Origin of the sequence: Mycolicibacterium sp. MU0050 (genome assembly GCF_963378085.1) — a bacterium.
Classification (GTDB): domain Bacteria; phylum Actinomycetota; class Actinomycetes; order Mycobacteriales; family Mycobacteriaceae; genus Mycobacterium; species Mycobacterium wendilense.
Window position 1 is genome coordinate 4,352,174 of sequence record NZ_OY726395.1, and the last position, 14,120, is coordinate 4,366,293.

At 67.2% G+C, this 14,120-nt stretch carries 15 protein-coding genes; 4 read left to right on the forward strand and 11 right to left on the reverse strand.

Annotated features, from left to right (window positions below; all coding sequences use genetic code 11):
- The first annotated feature begins 25 nt into the window (after positions 1-25).
- Complete coding sequence (locus R2K23_RS20800) at positions 26-751, forward strand: DUF72 domain-containing protein (RefSeq protein WP_316512261.1); 726 nt, start codon at positions 26-28, stop codon at positions 749-751.
- 1 nt (position 752) lies between these two features.
- Here R2K23_RS20800 and R2K23_RS20805 read toward each other — a convergent pair whose 3' ends face one another.
- Together R2K23_RS20805 and fadD2 are read right to left on the reverse strand one after the other, a co-directional pair.
- The gene (locus tag R2K23_RS20805) at positions 753-1,745 is read right to left on the reverse strand and encodes an LLM class F420-dependent oxidoreductase (RefSeq protein WP_316512262.1); all 993 of its coding nucleotides are present in this window, start codon (positions 1,743-1,745) and stop codon (positions 753-755) included.
- 132 nt (positions 1,746-1,877) lie between these two features.
- A complete protein-coding gene (gene fadD2 / locus R2K23_RS20810; RefSeq protein ID WP_316512263.1) occupies positions 1,878-3,566 on the reverse strand; it encodes a long-chain-fatty-acid--CoA ligase FadD2 in 1,689 nt (562 codons plus the stop codon).
- 67 nt (positions 3,567-3,633) lie between these two features.
- Here fadD2 and ligD point away from each other — a divergent pair, with 67 nt between their 5' ends.
- Entirely contained in the window at positions 3,634-4,869 is a 1,236-nt protein-coding gene (ligD, locus tag R2K23_RS20815) for a non-homologous end-joining DNA ligase (RefSeq protein ID WP_316512264.1), read from the forward strand.
- A 240-nt stretch (positions 4,870-5,109) separates the two neighbouring features.
- Here ligD and R2K23_RS20820 read toward each other — a convergent pair whose 3' ends face one another.
- The gene (locus tag R2K23_RS20820; RefSeq protein WP_316512265.1) at positions 5,110-5,571 is read right to left on the reverse strand and encodes a VOC family protein; all 462 of its coding nucleotides are present in this window, start codon (positions 5,569-5,571) and stop codon (positions 5,110-5,112) included.
- A 64-nt stretch (positions 5,572-5,635) separates the two neighbouring features.
- Between R2K23_RS20820 and R2K23_RS20825 the strand changes: the two genes are divergently transcribed.
- Positions 5,636-6,574: a DUF808 domain-containing protein gene (locus R2K23_RS20825; RefSeq protein ID WP_316512266.1), complete on the forward strand. Its 939-nt coding sequence runs from the start codon at positions 5,636-5,638 to the stop codon at positions 6,572-6,574.
- 28 nt (positions 6,575-6,602) lie between these two features.
- On the opposite strand, the gene R2K23_RS20830 is transcribed toward R2K23_RS20825, so the two are convergent.
- Complete coding sequence (locus R2K23_RS20830; protein ID WP_316512267.1) at positions 6,603-7,745, reverse strand: acyl-CoA dehydrogenase family protein; 1,143 nt, start codon at positions 7,743-7,745, stop codon at positions 6,603-6,605.
- A 155-nt stretch (positions 7,746-7,900) separates the two neighbouring features.
- On the opposite strand from R2K23_RS20830, the gene ygiD reads away from it, so the two are divergent.
- Complete coding sequence (gene ygiD, locus R2K23_RS20835) at positions 7,901-8,746, forward strand: 4,5-DOPA-extradiol-dioxygenase (protein ID WP_465270717.1); 846 nt, start codon at positions 7,901-7,903, stop codon at positions 8,744-8,746.
- A gap of 1 nt (position 8,747) precedes the next feature.
- Here ygiD and R2K23_RS20840 read toward each other — a convergent pair whose 3' ends face one another.
- The 7 genes from R2K23_RS20840 to R2K23_RS20870 form a co-directional block, all read right to left on the reverse strand.
- Positions 8,748-9,092 carry a hypothetical protein gene (locus R2K23_RS20840; RefSeq protein WP_396893655.1) on the reverse strand — a complete coding sequence of 115 codons (345 nt, stop codon included), beginning with the start codon at positions 9,090-9,092 and terminating at the stop codon, positions 8,748-8,750.
- Positions 9,093-9,216: 124 nt separating this feature from the next.
- Positions 9,217-9,924, reverse strand: a complete 708-nt coding sequence (locus tag R2K23_RS20845; RefSeq protein WP_316512270.1) for a hypothetical protein — start codon at positions 9,922-9,924, stop codon at positions 9,217-9,219.
- Positions 9,909-10,040: a hypothetical protein gene (locus tag R2K23_RS20850; protein ID WP_316512271.1), complete on the reverse strand. Its 132-nt coding sequence runs from the start codon at positions 10,038-10,040 to the stop codon at positions 9,909-9,911. The genes R2K23_RS20845 and R2K23_RS20850 overlap by 16 nt, the downstream gene beginning before the upstream one ends.
- A 9-nt stretch (positions 10,041-10,049) precedes the next feature.
- Positions 10,050-10,850, reverse strand: coding sequence for a CbbQ/NirQ/NorQ/GpvN family protein (locus R2K23_RS20855; protein WP_316512272.1), 801 nt, complete (start codon positions 10,848-10,850; stop codon positions 10,050-10,052).
- A gap of 27 nt (positions 10,851-10,877) precedes the next feature.
- Positions 10,878-12,350 carry a nitric oxide reductase activation protein NorD gene (locus R2K23_RS20860; protein WP_396893657.1) on the reverse strand — a complete coding sequence of 491 codons (1,473 nt, stop codon included), beginning with the start codon at positions 12,348-12,350 and terminating at the stop codon, positions 10,878-10,880.
- Between the two features lie 198 nt (positions 12,351-12,548).
- Positions 12,549-13,151 (reverse strand): TetR/AcrR family transcriptional regulator, encoded by a 603-nt coding sequence (locus R2K23_RS20865; RefSeq protein ID WP_316512275.1) that lies wholly within the window; start codon positions 13,149-13,151, stop codon positions 12,549-12,551.
- Positions 13,152-13,373: 222 nt separating this feature from the next.
- Positions 13,374-14,072: a hypothetical protein gene (locus tag R2K23_RS20870; RefSeq protein WP_316512277.1), complete on the reverse strand. Its 699-nt coding sequence runs from the start codon at positions 14,070-14,072 to the stop codon at positions 13,374-13,376.
- Between the last annotated feature and the right edge of the window lie 48 nt (positions 14,073-14,120).

The following is a 14,120-nucleotide window of genomic DNA, read 5'->3' on the forward strand; positions in this document are numbered from 1 at the left end:
CGGGCAGACGGGTATACCGCCACCCATGGCGGTGCACATCGGTACCTCGGGCTGGTCCTACGACCACTGGAACGGCGTGCTCTACGAGCAGGGCCTGCCCAAGACCAAGCGGTTGTATCGCTACACCCAGGAGTTCGACACGGTAGAGCTGAACACCAGCTTCTACCACTGGCCGCGGGCGACGGCGTTCGCACGCTGGCGCGACGAACTGCCCGAGGGCTTCTTGATGACGGTCAAGGCGCCGCGCGGATTGACCCACGCCCGCCGGCTGCGCAACCCCGAGCAGTGGATCGAGCGGATCGCCGACAGCTGGCCCGAACTCGGCGACCGGCGTGCCGCGCTGCTGGTGCAGCTGCACCCGGGCCTGCAGCGCGACGAGGCCCGCCTGGAGCACTTCCTGAAGCTGCTTCCGGAACCCACCGCGGTGGCCGTGGAGTTCCGGCATCCGTCCTGGGACGCCCCGGCGGTCTACGACCTGTTGGAACGCTACGGCGCGGCGTACGTAGTGATGAGCGGCGCGGGGATGCCGTGCGTGCTGCGGGCCACCGCCGAACTGGTCTACGTGCGGCTGCACGGTCCGGACGACTCGCCGCTGTACGCGGGCTCCTACAGTCCGGCGGATCTGCGTTGGTGGGCGCAGCGCATCGACGAGTGGCGGCAGCAGGGCCGCTCGGTGCTGGTGTATTTCAACAACGACGGGGGCGGCAACGCCGTGCGCAACGCCCGCGACCTGCGGGCCCTGCTCGGCTGACTCAGGCCTTGGGCGCCGCGGCGCGCAGCGCGCCCAGCAGTGGTTGCGCCGCCTCCTCGAGGAACCGCTGCTGTCCCTCGTCGCCGATCTGCACCAGCGCGATGTCGGTGAACCCCGCCTCCCAGTAGGCGCGCACGGCGTCGACGATGGCGTCGAGGTCGGGTCCGCACGGGATGTTCTGCGCGACGTCCTCGGGCCGCACGAATTGGGTGGCCCCCGCGAAGCCGGCCGGCGTCGGCAGGTCGGCGTTGACGTCCCAGCCGCCGGCGAACCACCGGAACTGCTCATGGGCGCGCTGCACTGCGGTGTCCCGGTCGGGGTCCCAGCAGATGGGGATCTGCCCCACCACGCGGGATTCGCCGGGCAGGCCGTAGGTCTTGCGGGTGTCGTGCCAACTCGTCACCAAGTCCCGCTCGGGTTGCACCGCGATCAGGTGATCGGCCAGCGGCGCGAACGCCTCGATCGACTTGTCCCCCGATACCGCCACGCCGATGGCCACCGGGATCTCGGGCAAGTCCCACAGCCGCGCCGAGTCCACCTCGTAGTAGGTGCCCTTCCAGTCGAGCAGTTCCCCGCTGAGCAGTTCCCGGATGATGCGGATGGCCTCCCGCAGCATGTCGTGGCGCCGCTTCACGGTGGGCCAGCCCTTGCCGACCACGTGCTCGTTGAGGTTCTCCCCGCTGCCCAGGCCAAGGGTGAACCGGCCGTCGGCCAGGATCTGCAGCGTCGCGGCCTGCTGTGCCACCACCGCCGGGTGATACCGCATCGTCGGGCAGGTCACGTAGGTGAACAGCTCGACCCGCTCGGTGGCGTGGGCGACCGCGCCCAGGGTCACCCACGCGTTGGGGGAATGTCCCTGTGTGGTCAGCCACGGTGAGTAGTGGTCGCTGGAAACCTCGAAATCGAAGCCCGCCTGCTCTGCCGAAATCGCGTACTGGACAAGATTTTTGGGCGGGCTCTGCTCGGTCATCAGCGTGTATCCGAAGCGTGTCATGCCAGCCCGGATACCCGCGCGCGCCATGAGGGTAAACAGCGGCGCGCCTACCCGCGCGAACGTGCGCAAACCACGTGATTTGCCCGGTGTGTCGCCCGGGGACACGCACGGTCGGCGCAAAGGGGGGTGCCCTCAGTCGAACATCTCCCGCAGTTCGCGCTTGAGGATCTTGCCGGTCGGGTTGCGCGGGAGCTCGTCGATGAAGATGACCTCGCGGGGCACCTTGTAGCGCGCCAGATTGCTCTTCACGTACTCCTTGAGGGCGGCCTCGTCGATGGTGGCCCCTTCGGCCTTCACCACGAACGCCCGCAGCCGGTGGCCCCACTCCTTGTCCTCCACGCCGAGCGCGGTGGCCTCGACCACCTCGGGATGGCCGCTGAGCAGGTCCTCGACTTCGGCCGGGAACACGTTCTCGCCGCCGGAGACAATCATCTCGTCGTCGCGGCCGCTGACGTAGAGCAGGCCGTCCTCGTCGAAGTAGCCGACGTCGCCGGAGGACATCAGGCCGTCGATGATCTGCTTGCCGCCGCCCCCGGTGTAACCCTCGAACGGGAAGGTGTTGCCCACGAAGATGCGACCCACCTCGCCCTTGGGCACCTCCTTGCCGTTCTCGTCGAACAACTTGACGGTGATGCCCTTGACCACCGGACCTACGGTGGCCGGGTTCTTCTGCAGGTCCTGCGGCCGCGCGATCGAGGCGAACGCGATTTCGGTTGAGCCGTAAAGGTTGTAGACCACCGGGCCCAGATCGTTCATCGCCCGGGTGGCCAGCTCGGCGCCCAGCTGGGAGCCGGAGACGAACACGATCCGCAGCGACGACAGGTCCGGCTTGGGGTCGGTCTTCTCCAGCTCGTCGAGGATCCGCGAGAGCATCACCGGCACCACGACCACCGCGGTGACCCTGTGCTTTTCGATGTCGGCGAGCACCGTGGCCGGCTTGAACCGCCGGCGCAGCACCAGCGTGCAGCCGAGCATCATCGCGATGGTGGCGTGCAGGAAGCCCAGCGCGTGGAACATCGGCGCCGGCAGCGACGTCACCTCGCCGGCCTTGAACGGCACGTGCGAGAGCACGCCGCCGATCGGCGCCAGCGACGGCGGGGTGCTGCGGTTGGCGCCCTTAGGCGTCCCGGTGGTGCCGCTGGTCAGGATGATGATCTTGGCGTGGTGGCTGACCTTCGGGGCGTGCGCGGTGCTGCTGCGGGCGATCAACTCGGCGAGCGTCTCGTCGGTCGACCCGGACGGCTCCGGCTTGTCTGGGTTGGTGGCCAGGGCCCGCAGCTTGCCCAACGGCGGCTCCGCCACACCCACGGCCTCGGTGTACTCGTCGTCGTAGATGATGACCTTGGCGCCCTCCCGCTCGGAGACCTCCTTGATCTGCGGGCCGGAGAATTCGCTGTTGAGCAGGATCATCCGGGCCCCGACGCGGGCGGTGCCGTACAGCGCGACCAGGAACCAGCGGTGGTTGCGGATCAGCAGGGCAACCCCGTCGCCGCCCCGGACGCCCATCTCCAGCAACCCGTTGGCCACCGCGTGCGCGGCCCGGTCCAACTCGGCGAAGGTGATCTCGCCGTCGTCGTCGATCACGGCGACGCCGTCGGGGTTGCGCCGCGCGTTGAGCGCCGGGATCATGCCGAATTCACCCCATCGCCGGATGTCGGCCAGCATGGCCGCCATGTTCTGCGGGGCTTCGATCTTCAACGCGCCGGCCTCGAACATCTTGCGCGCGTAGTGCAACTCGGCCGCGCCGCGCTCGGCGTACTTGCCGACCGATTGCTGCAATTTCGCGGCTGCCAGCAACGGCAGATCCATGAGCTTCGCCATGAGCACAGCCTAAGGGGAACGGCGAGGTCACCGACCCGAAACCGGCGGCGGATTTACCATGGTCGACATGGCCGGAGCCGGCGGGAAAAGCAGCAGCAAGCTCACACTGGAGGTCGCCGGTCACGAGGTCACCGTCAGCCACCCCGCCAAGGTCGTCTTCCCCGAGGCGGGCGTCACCAAGCTGGACCTGATCAACTACTACCTCGCGGTTGCCGACGGCGCGCTGCGCGGGGTTGCCGGGCGCCCCATGATCCTCAAGCGGTTCGTCAAGGGCATCGACGAGGAAGCGATCTTCCAGAAGCGGGCCCCGAAGAACCGACCCGACTGGGTCGACGTCGCCGAGCTCAAGTACCGCTCCGGGACCTCGGCCGAGGAGGCGGTCATCCACGACGCCGCCGGGCTGGTCTGGGCGGTCAACCTGGGCTGCATCGACTTCAACCCGCATCCGGTCCGCGCCGAGGACCTCGACCATCCCGACGAGCTGCGCGTCGATCTGGACCCGATGCCCGGCGTCGAGTGGCCGCAGATCCTGGACGTGGCGATGGTGGTCCGCGAGGTGCTCGGCGATCACGGGCTGACCGGCTGGCCCAAGACCTCGGGGTCGCGCGGGTTCCACATCTACGCCCGCATCGACCCGCGCTGGCCGTATCGCCAGGTGCGGTTGGCCGCCGAGACCGTGGCCCGCGAGGTGGAACGACGGGCACCGGACCTGGCGACCAGCCGCTGGTGGAAGGAGGAACGCCGGGGCGTCTTCGTCGACTTCAACCAGAACGCCAAGGACCGCACGGTGGCCTCGGCGTACTCGGTGCGCTCCCGTCCCGATGCCCGGGTGTCGACGCCGTTGCACTGGGACGAGGTGCCCGGCTGCCGGCCCGAGGACTTCACCGTGGCCACCGTCCCCGACCGGTACGCAGAGGTCGGGGACCCGTGGGCCGACATGGACGCCGCCGCCGGCGGCCTGGACAGCCTGCTCGAGCTGGCCGAGGAGGTGGGTCCGGCCGAGAAGGCACCCAAGGCGCAGCGCGACGCGAACCTGATCGAGGTGGCCCGGACCAAGACCCGGGATGAGGCGATGGCGGCCCTGGAGACCTGGAAGTCCCGGCACCCCGAGGCGGCCGCGCTGCTCGAGCCCATCGACGTGCTCGTCGACGGGATGCGGGGGCCGTCGTCCATCTGGTACCGGATCCGGATCAATCTGCAGCACGTTCCCGCCGCCAAGCGGCCCCCGCAGGAGGAGCTGATCGCCGACTATTCGCCCTGGCAGGGCTATACCGGGGCGCAGGGGCGCAGGCCGGCGACCTGAAGTCTTACCGAAGAATTACCTTCGGCTTCCTACCGCCTTAAAGAGCGGCATTAGTTTCGTCATCAAGAGTCAAGTACTGGCTCGCCGCGTATGACCCGAAGGCAGGTGATGACCGTGTTGCTCGACATTCGTTGGTTGCGGTTCCGTTTCTTCAACCGGCACCCCGCCGCGCGCTAGCGGCCAAGCCGAGAAACGGCTTATGTCACGCAGATTCGACGACGGCGTGGCATAAGCCTTTCTTTATGCCTTTTTCATCTGCTGCAGGAATTTTGTCCAGTCGCCGAACATGGCGCGGTTGACCAATTCGATCCGGACCCCCAGTGGGTCCAGGTAATACGCGAACGCCGGCGCGTCTCCGGCGGCGCGAACTTCCCACGTGTAACCCACATCTTCCAGCGCGGCTCCGGTGGCGGCGACGTCGTCGGTCCAGTACCCGAGGTGATGGACCGCGTTGCGCGCGGCGCTGACCCACGGCGTATCCGGCACCTCCTGCAGGATCTCCACGTGCGGGGCCTGCAGGGAGTACGCGAGCTTGAAGGGGATGTCGGCCGGCCCGTCGGCGGTGAGGACGGGCACGGTGTGCTCCATGGTCTGCGTCCACTGGTAGCCCGCCGCGGCCGTCAGCCGCTGCAGCGCGGCATCGAAGTCGGTGACCACGACGCCGACGTGGTACAGGTCGGCGGCGGATAAAGCTGTAGCCATCAGGGTTCCTTGTCGTTCGAGGTCCGTAAGAAACGGTAACCTTCGGTTTCATGACGGAGCTGCGATGAGCGCTGGCCTTTTCGGACTTCTCGACGACGTCGCCGCGCTGGCCCGCCTGGCCGCGGCCTCGGTCGACGACATCGGCGCGGCAGCGGGTAGGGCCACCGCCAAGGCCGCCGGCGTGGTCATCGACGACACCGCGGTGACGCCCCAGTACGTGCACGGGCTGGCCGCCGAGCGCGAGCTGCCGATCATCAAGAAGATCGCGATCGGCTCGCTGCGCAACAAGCTGCTGTTCATCCTGCCGGTGGCGCTGCTGCTCAGCCAGTTCGCGCCGATTCTGCTGACCCCGATCCTTATGATCGGCGCCACCTACCTGTGCTACGAGGGCGCCCACAAGGTCTGGGGGTGGTTCCGCGGCGGCGCCGACCACGCCGTCCCGACCACCGCCGTCGGCGGCGACGCGGAGAAGTACATGGTGACCGGGGCCATCCGCACCGACTTCATCCTGTCCGCGGAGATCATGGTGATCGCGCTCAACGAAGTCGCCGACCAGCCCTTCCTGCCGCGGCTGATCATCCTCGTGGTCGTCGCCCTGGTCATCACGCTCGCGGTGTACGGCGTGGTGGCCGGCATCGTGAAGATGGACGACATCGGCCTGCACCTGGCCCAGCGGGCCTCGCGGTTGTCCCAGAAGGTGGGGCGCGCGCTGGTTGCCGGAATGCCCAAGCTGCTCACCGCGCTGTCGGTGATCGGGACCGTGGCGATGCTCTGGGTCGGCGGGCACATCCTGCTGCTCGGCACCGACACCCTGGGCTGGCACACGCTCTACGGGGTGGTGCACCACGCCGAAGAGGCGGTGCGCGGCGCCGTCGCCGGGTTCGGGGCGGTGCTGGCCTGGCTGGTGAACACCGCGGCGTCGGCGGTCATCGGCCTGGTGGTCGGCTCGGTGGTGGTCGGCATCATGCACGTGCTGCCGATCGGCAACAAGGCCGCGCACTAGGCGACGGCAACACGCACCCGCTCGAGGGTCACAGACCCAGATTGCGGCCGATGATGTCCTTCATGATCTCGGTGGTGCCACCGAAGATCGTCATGATGCGGTTGTCCATGTAGTCGCGCGCGACCCGGTACTCCGTCATGTAGCCGTATCCACCGTGGAGCTGCACGCAGCCGTCGATGACCTTCTTGGCGGTCTCCGTGCACCACCACTTCGCCTTCGCGGCCTCCACGGCGGTGAGTTCGCCATCGACGACCGCCTGCAGGCAGCGGTCGATGTACTGCTGACCGATCTCGAGTTCGGTGTCCATCTCGGCCAACAGGAAACGGTTGTGCTGGAAGTTGCCGATCGACTGGCCGAACGCCTTGCGGTCCTTGGCGTACTGCAGCGTCTGCCGGAACGTCTCGCGGGCGCCGGCGATGGCGGAGATGGCGATCGACAGTCGCTCCGAGGGCAGGTTGGCCATCAGGTGATAGAAGCCGCGGCCCTCCGTACCGAGCAGGTTCGCCGCCGGCACCCGCACGTTCTCGAAGACGAGTTCCGCGGTGTCCTGGTAGTGCAGCCCCATCTTTTCGAGCTTGCGGCCGCGACTGAACCCCTCCATGCCGTCCTCGACGACCAGCAGCGTGAAGCCCTTGTGGCCGGCCTCGGGGTCGGTGCGGCAGACGACCACGACCAGGTCGCAGTTGATGCCGGAGGAGATGAACGTCTTGGTGCCGTTGACAATCCAGTCGTCGCCGTCGCGCACGGCTGACGTCCGGATGCCGGCGAGGTCGCTACCGGCGCCGGGTTCGGTCATCGCGACGGCGACAATCAACTCACCGCTGGTGATGCCGGGCAACCAGCGTCGCTTCTGCTCGTCGTTGGACAACGACGAGAAGTACGGGCCGACGACGTCGTTCTGCAGACTCAGCGACGGCCCGGGCCCGCCGTAGCGGGCGATCTCCTCGTCGATGACGGCATTGAACCGGAAGTCGTCCACGCCCCCGCCGCCGAACTCCTCGGGCATGTTGAACCCGATCAGCCCGTACTTGCCGGCCGTGACGTAGGCCGAGCGGTCGACGATCCGTTCGGCCTCCCAGCGCTGCGCGTTCGGCTCGAGTTCCCGCTCGATGAACTGCCGCACCGTTTCGCGGAACGCCTCGTGCTCGGGTTCCAGGACGAGTCGCTTCATGTGATTCTCACTCTCCGTACAGTCGATGCAGCTCAGCGCCGGTTGCGCTCGACGGTAGCAATACCGGGGCGGAGTCGCGCGTGCCGTCCGGCGTTTGCACGCTCCCCCCGTTCATTCGCGGGGATGATGGCCCCATGGCCGACAACCCTGACGTGCTGCCCGCGGCGTTCATCGGCCACGGCAGCCCGATGAACGCCCTGGAACTCAACAAGTACACCGCCGCCTGGCGGGCCTTCGGCCGGGCGGTTCCCCGGCCCCGGGCCATCCTGGTGGTCAGCGCGCACTGGTACATCAACGCCACCGCGGTCACCGCCATGTCCCGGCCCCGCACCATCCATGACTTCTACGGCTTCCCCCAGGAACTGTTCGACATCGACTATCCCGCGTCCGGAATGCCCGAATTGGTCGGCGAGATCCAGGAGCTCGTGCAGCCCACCTGGGTGGGGGCCGATGTCGACAGCTGGGGCATCGACCACGGGACCTGGTCGGTGCTGGTGCACGCCTTCCCCGACGCGTCGATTCCGGTGGTGCAGCTGTCCATCAACGCCGACAAGCCGCTGGACTACCACCTGGAATTGGGCGCCAAGCTGGCCGGGCTGCGGGAGCGCGGCGTCCTGCTCATCGGCAGCGGCAACATCGTGCACAACCTGCGGCAGATGAGCCAACAACATCCGGACACCGGCTACGGGTGGGCGCAGCGCTTCGACGAGGCGGCCCGGGAGGTGTTGACGGCGGCACCCGACACCGCGGTCGGGCTGCGCGACCATGCGGACTACGCCGCCGCGGTGCCGACCCCCGACCACTTCATCCCGATGCTCTACGTCGCCGGCGCCGCCGGGGCCGTCGGGGCGCCGTTGACCGAACTGGTCGATGGCTACTGCTACGGCTCGCTGTCGATGACGTCCTACACCGTGGGGATAAAGGTACCTCCCACGGAGACAACGGAATTCACCGGATCGCAGGCACCGTTGGACGTGCCGGCCGACCAGTCGAATATCTGAGTCAGCCGGCGGGCTGCTCGGCTGCCTGGCGCGCCATACGTTCCTCGTAGCGGTCGACGAGTTCGCGGAAGCCCAACCGGTCGTAGCCCGGAATCGGTTGCACACCCCACTCGTCGCGTGCGGTGTCCTTGCCCTCGGCACCCTCGGGCGGCCCCAACGGCGGGTACGGATACTTACATTCCAGCGCGTCGTCGGAGAACCTGACCTTGAGCAGCTCGCTGCAGATCTGGGTGAGGCTCAACGTCGGGTACCCGTAGTAGACCGCCATGAACGGAAGGGTGAATGCGCCCTCGATGACCAGCGCGATCAGGCACACCAGGACCGCGCGTTTGATCCACTTGTGCATCCGGGCGTAGTACGGCGTGGTACCCGGCGGCAGGTCCTCGGCCGGGTCCTTCTCCTCGGCCGACGGCGGGGTCGAAGATGGTGTGGTCACTCTGGTTCTCCTTTGCAGTGCGCCGCAAACACGTTCAGTCCGTGAATATTTCGCGGTTCACCGTGTGCAGATACGGGATCGCGAGGAAGGGGGTGATGTAGAAGATGTCGTAGAGCCACCAACCGATGACCGGGAACACCACGCCGGCGAAACGCACGTCCGCGAACATCGTCATGTTCAGGATGTAGACCGGCCAGATGACCACGCCCATCCAGCAGGTGATGATCATCCACTGATGGCCCCAGCGCTTCATCTGCAAGAAGCCGATGGCCGCCGCGACGCGCATCGAGAACACCGTGAGGATGAAACCGATGACGAAGGCCTTCTCGCCGGGCGCCGCGGCACCGCCGACCCACAGTTCGTTGTAATGCCAGAAGTAGCCGGCGTCGAACATGTTGCCCCAGCCGATCATCAGCACCCGGTTGATCAGCGTGTGGTTGCCCACCATGTCCAGCGCCCAGCCGAGGCTGTTGAGCATGCCGTCGATCAGCACCAGGTATCCGATGAGGGTGACGATCATCGGCCGCACCGACAGTCCCGCGCGCTGGGCCTGGCGCTGCAGCCAGACCCCGCGCATGAAGATCGGGAAGCCGATCAGGCCCGGCGCCCACATCCCCATCAGCGCGGCGCCGACGATCATCCACTTGTCGGCACGTCGCTGCGCCCGCTTCGACTCCTCGTGGTGGTCCTCGAGGCTCACCCCGCCGACAGCGGTCGGCGACGTGCTCACAGATACCACCATCCACGGTCGAACGACATCCACAGCTGGATGAGGAACATCGTCAGCAGAAAGCCGTAGATGACGACCTGGAAGACGATCAGCGCCTTCTTGCGGTTCTTTTCCTTCTGGTCGACCATGTGTCCCTCCTAGGGTTGAGCCGGGGTATCGGCGGCGAGCAGGCTGGCGGCGGCCACCTCGCGCAGGCCGTCGCTGATGGCGCCGTCGGTGCTCAGCGGCGCGAGGATGCAGGCCTCCGCGGCCTCCAGTTCGCTCGCACCGGCAGCGATCAGTTGGGCCGCGGTGACGAGCACGCGGGTCGACGGCGGCTCGAAATGAAAGGCCTCGTCGGCGGTGCGGATGGCGATGGCGCACTGGATAAGTCGTTGCGCGACGGCGAGGTCCACCCCGGTTTCGGAGACCACCGCCTGGGCCTCTCGTTCCGGTGGCAGGTAGCCCATCGGCAAGGTGACGAAGCGCTGCCGGAACGACGGCTTGAGTTCCTTCAACGAGCTGCGGTAGGCCGGGTTGTAGGAGCACACCAGCATGAACTCGTCCGGCGCGTGGACCACCTCGTCGGCGCGGTCCAGGTACAGGGCGCGGCGGTGATCGGTCAACGAGTGCAGGATGGCCAGCGAGTCGTGCCTGGCCTCGACCACCTCGTCGAGGTAGCAGATGGCCCCGGTCTTGACGGCCCGGGTCAGCGGGCCGTCGGTCCAGACGACGTCGCCGCCGGTGACCATGAAGCGCCCCACCAGATCCGAGCTGGTCAGGTCGTCGTGGCAACTGATGGTGATGACGGGGCGACGCAGCAGCGTGCCCATGTGCTCGACGAACCGCGTCTTGCCGCACCCCGTCGGTCCGGTGAGCATCACCGGGATCTTGCGGGTGAAGGCCTGTTCGAACAGTTGGACTTCGTGGCCGTTGGCGTAGTAGCTGTCGTTGCTCATGGCGGTGTCGATGTCCTCCTCGGACGGTTATGCGGTGACCAATTCGCGATGGACGTGGGCCAGCACCCGGGGTAGTTCCTCGACCCGCCGAATGCGTTGGGAGCGACGAGGTCCGAAGACCTCCGGCAGCGGGTCGACCCGGGCGGGGCCGACGCCCACGTAGTAGACGGAGACGCCGGCGTCGTTGGCTTCCTCGACGGCATGCGCGGCGTCCGCCCAGGCGTAGCGCCCCTCGTATCCCTCGTCGGAGATCATCCCGTCCCCGATGATGATGAGCAGGCGCCGCTCCGAGGGCTGGTCGAGCAGTCGGCTGGTCAGATGCCGGATGGGAGCGCCGAGGCGGGTGTACCCGCCGGTGGACAGGCCCAGGCCGCTGGGCGGGATGAATCGTGGGTCCGGGAAATCTTTGAGGCAACGGACTTCCACGCGGTGGCGGGTGTTGCCGGTGAACACGAAGATGCCGTGCCGCTCGCGGGCCCGCTTCATCGCCCGGGACAGGGCGTCGGCGCAGGCCAGCTCCAACCGGAAGACTTGGCCACCGTGCACCCCGAGCGACGAGCTGCCGTCGAGCAGCAGCGCGGTGCTGACGTCGCGGCTGCTCGGCAGCAGCTCACGGAAGACCCGTGGCTCGGTGGCCTCGCCGGTCCGCAGGTCGACGTAATGGCGCACGTACTGGTCGATGTCGAGGTCGGAGCCGTCCTCGAGTCGGTTCGTCATGGCGCGGTGGGTGTGCTCCTCGAACCATTTGTGCAGATCGGCCGACGAGGTCGTCGACGCGCCGATCCGGGCGTCCCGGGCCAGCTCGAGCACCGCGACATGGTCGGGCATGAAGCTCTTCGTCCACTGGTTCCACTCCGGATACGGGATGCCGGGCCGGTGTTCCGGGGTGACGTCCATGTCGTTGTCCTCGGGCCGGCTCGGCGGCGGCAGGTTCGGGTTGCGCACCCCGCCGTCGCCGCCGACCGGCACCGAATACGGCCGCGGCATCCGCTTCTCCGATGTGGTCCACGGCATCCGGCCGAACTGTCGGCGCATCTTGTCCAGCATCCCGGCGGGGGCGGTGAACACCGCGGGCAGCGCACCGAGCAGCGGGTGTGGGCTGATCCCGTCGGGCCCGCGGGCCAGCTCGATGGCCCGGCTCACCATGGCGCGGGCCTCCGTATCCGGGTCGGCGGGCTCCAACTCCGGTAGCAGCCGGGCGAATTCGGGCATCAAGCCCGGCCAGCGCACGGCGATCCAGCCGAGCGCGACGCCCGCCTCGACGACCGTCAGGGCGCGCAGCTCGCGGCCGGACAATTCGTTGAGTCGGTACTCGCCCACCCGGTCCTTCGACTCGGCGCACTGCAGAGCGATGCCGCACGTCAGGCTCCGGCGGGTCCAGTCGGAACCCAGCGGCGGGTAGGGCACATGGACGAACCGGCGCGCCGAGCTGAGGCCGAACGCGCGGTGTTCGCCGGTCACCAGACGCACGCCCTCGCGGCGCTGCTCGCTGAGCGCCATGGCGGTCAGCGCACAGCTGCGTTCGATGGCCAGGGCCGTCAGGTCGGCGGACTCAGCCACGTCGGCTCAGAACGTTCCGAGGTTGGAGAACATCCAGTACCAGAACCAGATGACCAGCGCGGTGCCGCCCCAGGCACCCACGTACCGAAGTATCTCCCAGACGTATCCCCACACCGTGTGACCTCCTTGTTGACGAATTCATCGGATCTCCAGTCCGCGCAGCGCGGAGGCGACCAGCTTTTCGAGCATCCCGTCGCGGGTGTCGGCGCTCTCTCCTGCGCTGAGCACCCCGTAGACCCCGAGCAGGAAGAACACCGCGTTGGAGAACGGGTCCACCTCCGGATGCACCGAGCCCTGGGCGCGGGACAGTTCGATCTCGCGGACCAGCTGGACGATCACCGGATGGTCGGTCCAGTTCTCCGACGCCGGCCGGGACGGCGAGAAGTGCAACGCCACAAGTTCCCTGAAAAGGGGACTGCCGAACCGGCGTTCGATGCCCTGCACCAACGCCACCACCTCGGCGAGTGCGCCGGCAAGTTCGTGCGGGCCGGCGAGGAACCGCTCGAACTGCGCGGCGACCCGCGCTTCCTCCCGCTGTTCCAGTTCCAGCAGGACGTGCTCCTTGGTGGGGAAATGGAAGTAGAAGGTGCCGTGCGCCACGCCCGCGGCCGCCGCGATCGAGTGCACCTCGGCATCAGCCATGCCCGAGCGTTTGAACTCGGCGATCGCCGCACCGAGGATCCGTTCCCGCGTCTGCAGACGCTGGACGTCCCGCGCGGTCGGCTTGACCTGTGCCGTCATGATGTGATGTTTCTAGTCCAATGTACTGACTTAAGTCAATAGATACCGCGGGCATGGTCGGACTGATCTCCTGCTGAATGGGTTCTACCAGGTTTTATCGAACGCAGCTGTCCCAGCAGAGTGGCACGTCAACTGATATCTGTCACTGATACATGTCAGCCTAGTTGTCGCGCGACTAGCCTTGCGTCGCCCGTCGACGAGGGTTGAGGCGGCGGAAACCGCTCAGTCGGTGAAGATCTCGCGGTTCACCGAATGGAGATATGGGATCGCGAGGAACGGCGTGATGTAGAAGATGTCGTAGATCCACCAGCCGACCACCGGGAAAACCACCCCTGCGTAGCGAACGTCGGCGAACATCGTCATGTTGATGACGTAGCCGACCCAAATGACGACGCCCATCCAGCAGGTGATGACCATCCATTGATGGCCCCAGCGCTTCATCTGGAGAAATCCGATCCCGGCGGCGATCCGCATGGTGAAGACAGTGAAGATCAGCGCGATCTCCCAGGCCTTTTCGCCCGGGGCGGCCGCGCCGCCGACCCACAGTTCGTTGTAGTGCCAGAAGTAACCGGCGTCGAACATGTTGCCCCAGCCGTTCAGAAGCACTCGGGCCAAAAGACTGTGGCTTGCAAAGACATCGAGCGCCCAGCCCACGGTGTTGATGGCGGCGTCGACGATTACGCAGTAGCCCAGCAGCGTCACCAGCATGGGCCGCACCGTCAACCCGTTGCGATGCGCGCGGCGCAGCAACCAGACGCCGCGCAGGAACAGCGGCAACCCGAAGATCCCCAGGGCTGCGGTGCCGATCAACAGGCTGCCGGAGATCAGCCATTTGTCGGCCTGACGCTGGGCCAGCCGAGACTCCTCCATGTGGTCCTCGAGGGACAAGCCCGACGTGCTCGCCGCGGTGGTGGGACGCATGTTCGCTGACTCTAGTCATGTAAAACCAGAAATGCCAAGCACGACGAG

Bases quoted from the DNA above. Each gene is read 5' to 3' on its own strand.
- R2K23_RS20830 (WP_316512267.1), bottom strand. From the start codon at position 7,745: ATGAAGCGACTCGTCCTGGAACCCGAGCACGAGGCGTTCCGCGAAACG.
- fadD2 (WP_316512263.1), bottom strand. From the start codon at position 3,566: ATGGCGAAGCTCATGGATCTGCCGTTGCTGGCAGCCGCGAAATTGCAG.
- R2K23_RS20855 (WP_316512272.1), bottom strand. From the start codon at position 10,850: ATGAGCAACGACAGCTACTACGCCAACGGCCACGAAGTCCAACTGTTC.
- R2K23_RS20805 (WP_316512262.1), bottom strand. From the start codon at position 1,745: ATGACACGCTTCGGATACACGCTGATGACCGAGCAGAGCCCGCCCAAA.
- ligD (WP_316512264.1), top strand. From the start codon at position 3,634: ATGGCCGGAGCCGGCGGGAAAAGCAGCAGCAAGCTCACACTGGAGGTC.
- R2K23_RS20860 (WP_396893657.1), bottom strand. From the start codon at position 12,350: ATGGCGCTCAGCGAGCAGCGCCGCGAGGGCGTGCGTCTGGTGACCGGC.
- R2K23_RS20840 (WP_396893655.1), bottom strand. From the start codon at position 9,092: ATGCACAAGTGGATCAAACGCGCGGTCCTGGTGTGCCTGATCGCGCTG.
- R2K23_RS20820 (WP_316512265.1), bottom strand. From the start codon at position 5,571: ATGGCTACAGCTTTATCCGCCGCCGACCTGTACCACGTCGGCGTCGTG.
- R2K23_RS20865 (WP_316512275.1), bottom strand. From the start codon at position 13,151: ATGACGGCACAGGTCAAGCCGACCGCGCGGGACGTCCAGCGTCTGCAG.
- R2K23_RS20825 (WP_316512266.1), top strand. From the start codon at position 5,636: ATGAGCGCTGGCCTTTTCGGACTTCTCGACGACGTCGCCGCGCTGGCC.
- R2K23_RS20845 (WP_316512270.1), bottom strand. From the start codon at position 9,924: ATGGTGGTATCTGTGAGCACGTCGCCGACCGCTGTCGGCGGGGTGAGC.
- R2K23_RS20850 (WP_316512271.1), bottom strand. From the start codon at position 10,040: ATGGTCGACCAGAAGGAAAAGAACCGCAAGAAGGCGCTGATCGTCTTC.
- R2K23_RS20800 (WP_316512261.1), top strand. From the start codon at position 26: ATGGCGGTGCACATCGGTACCTCGGGCTGGTCCTACGACCACTGGAAC.
- R2K23_RS20870 (WP_316512277.1), bottom strand. From the start codon at position 14,072: ATGCGTCCCACCACCGCGGCGAGCACGTCGGGCTTGTCCCTCGAGGAC.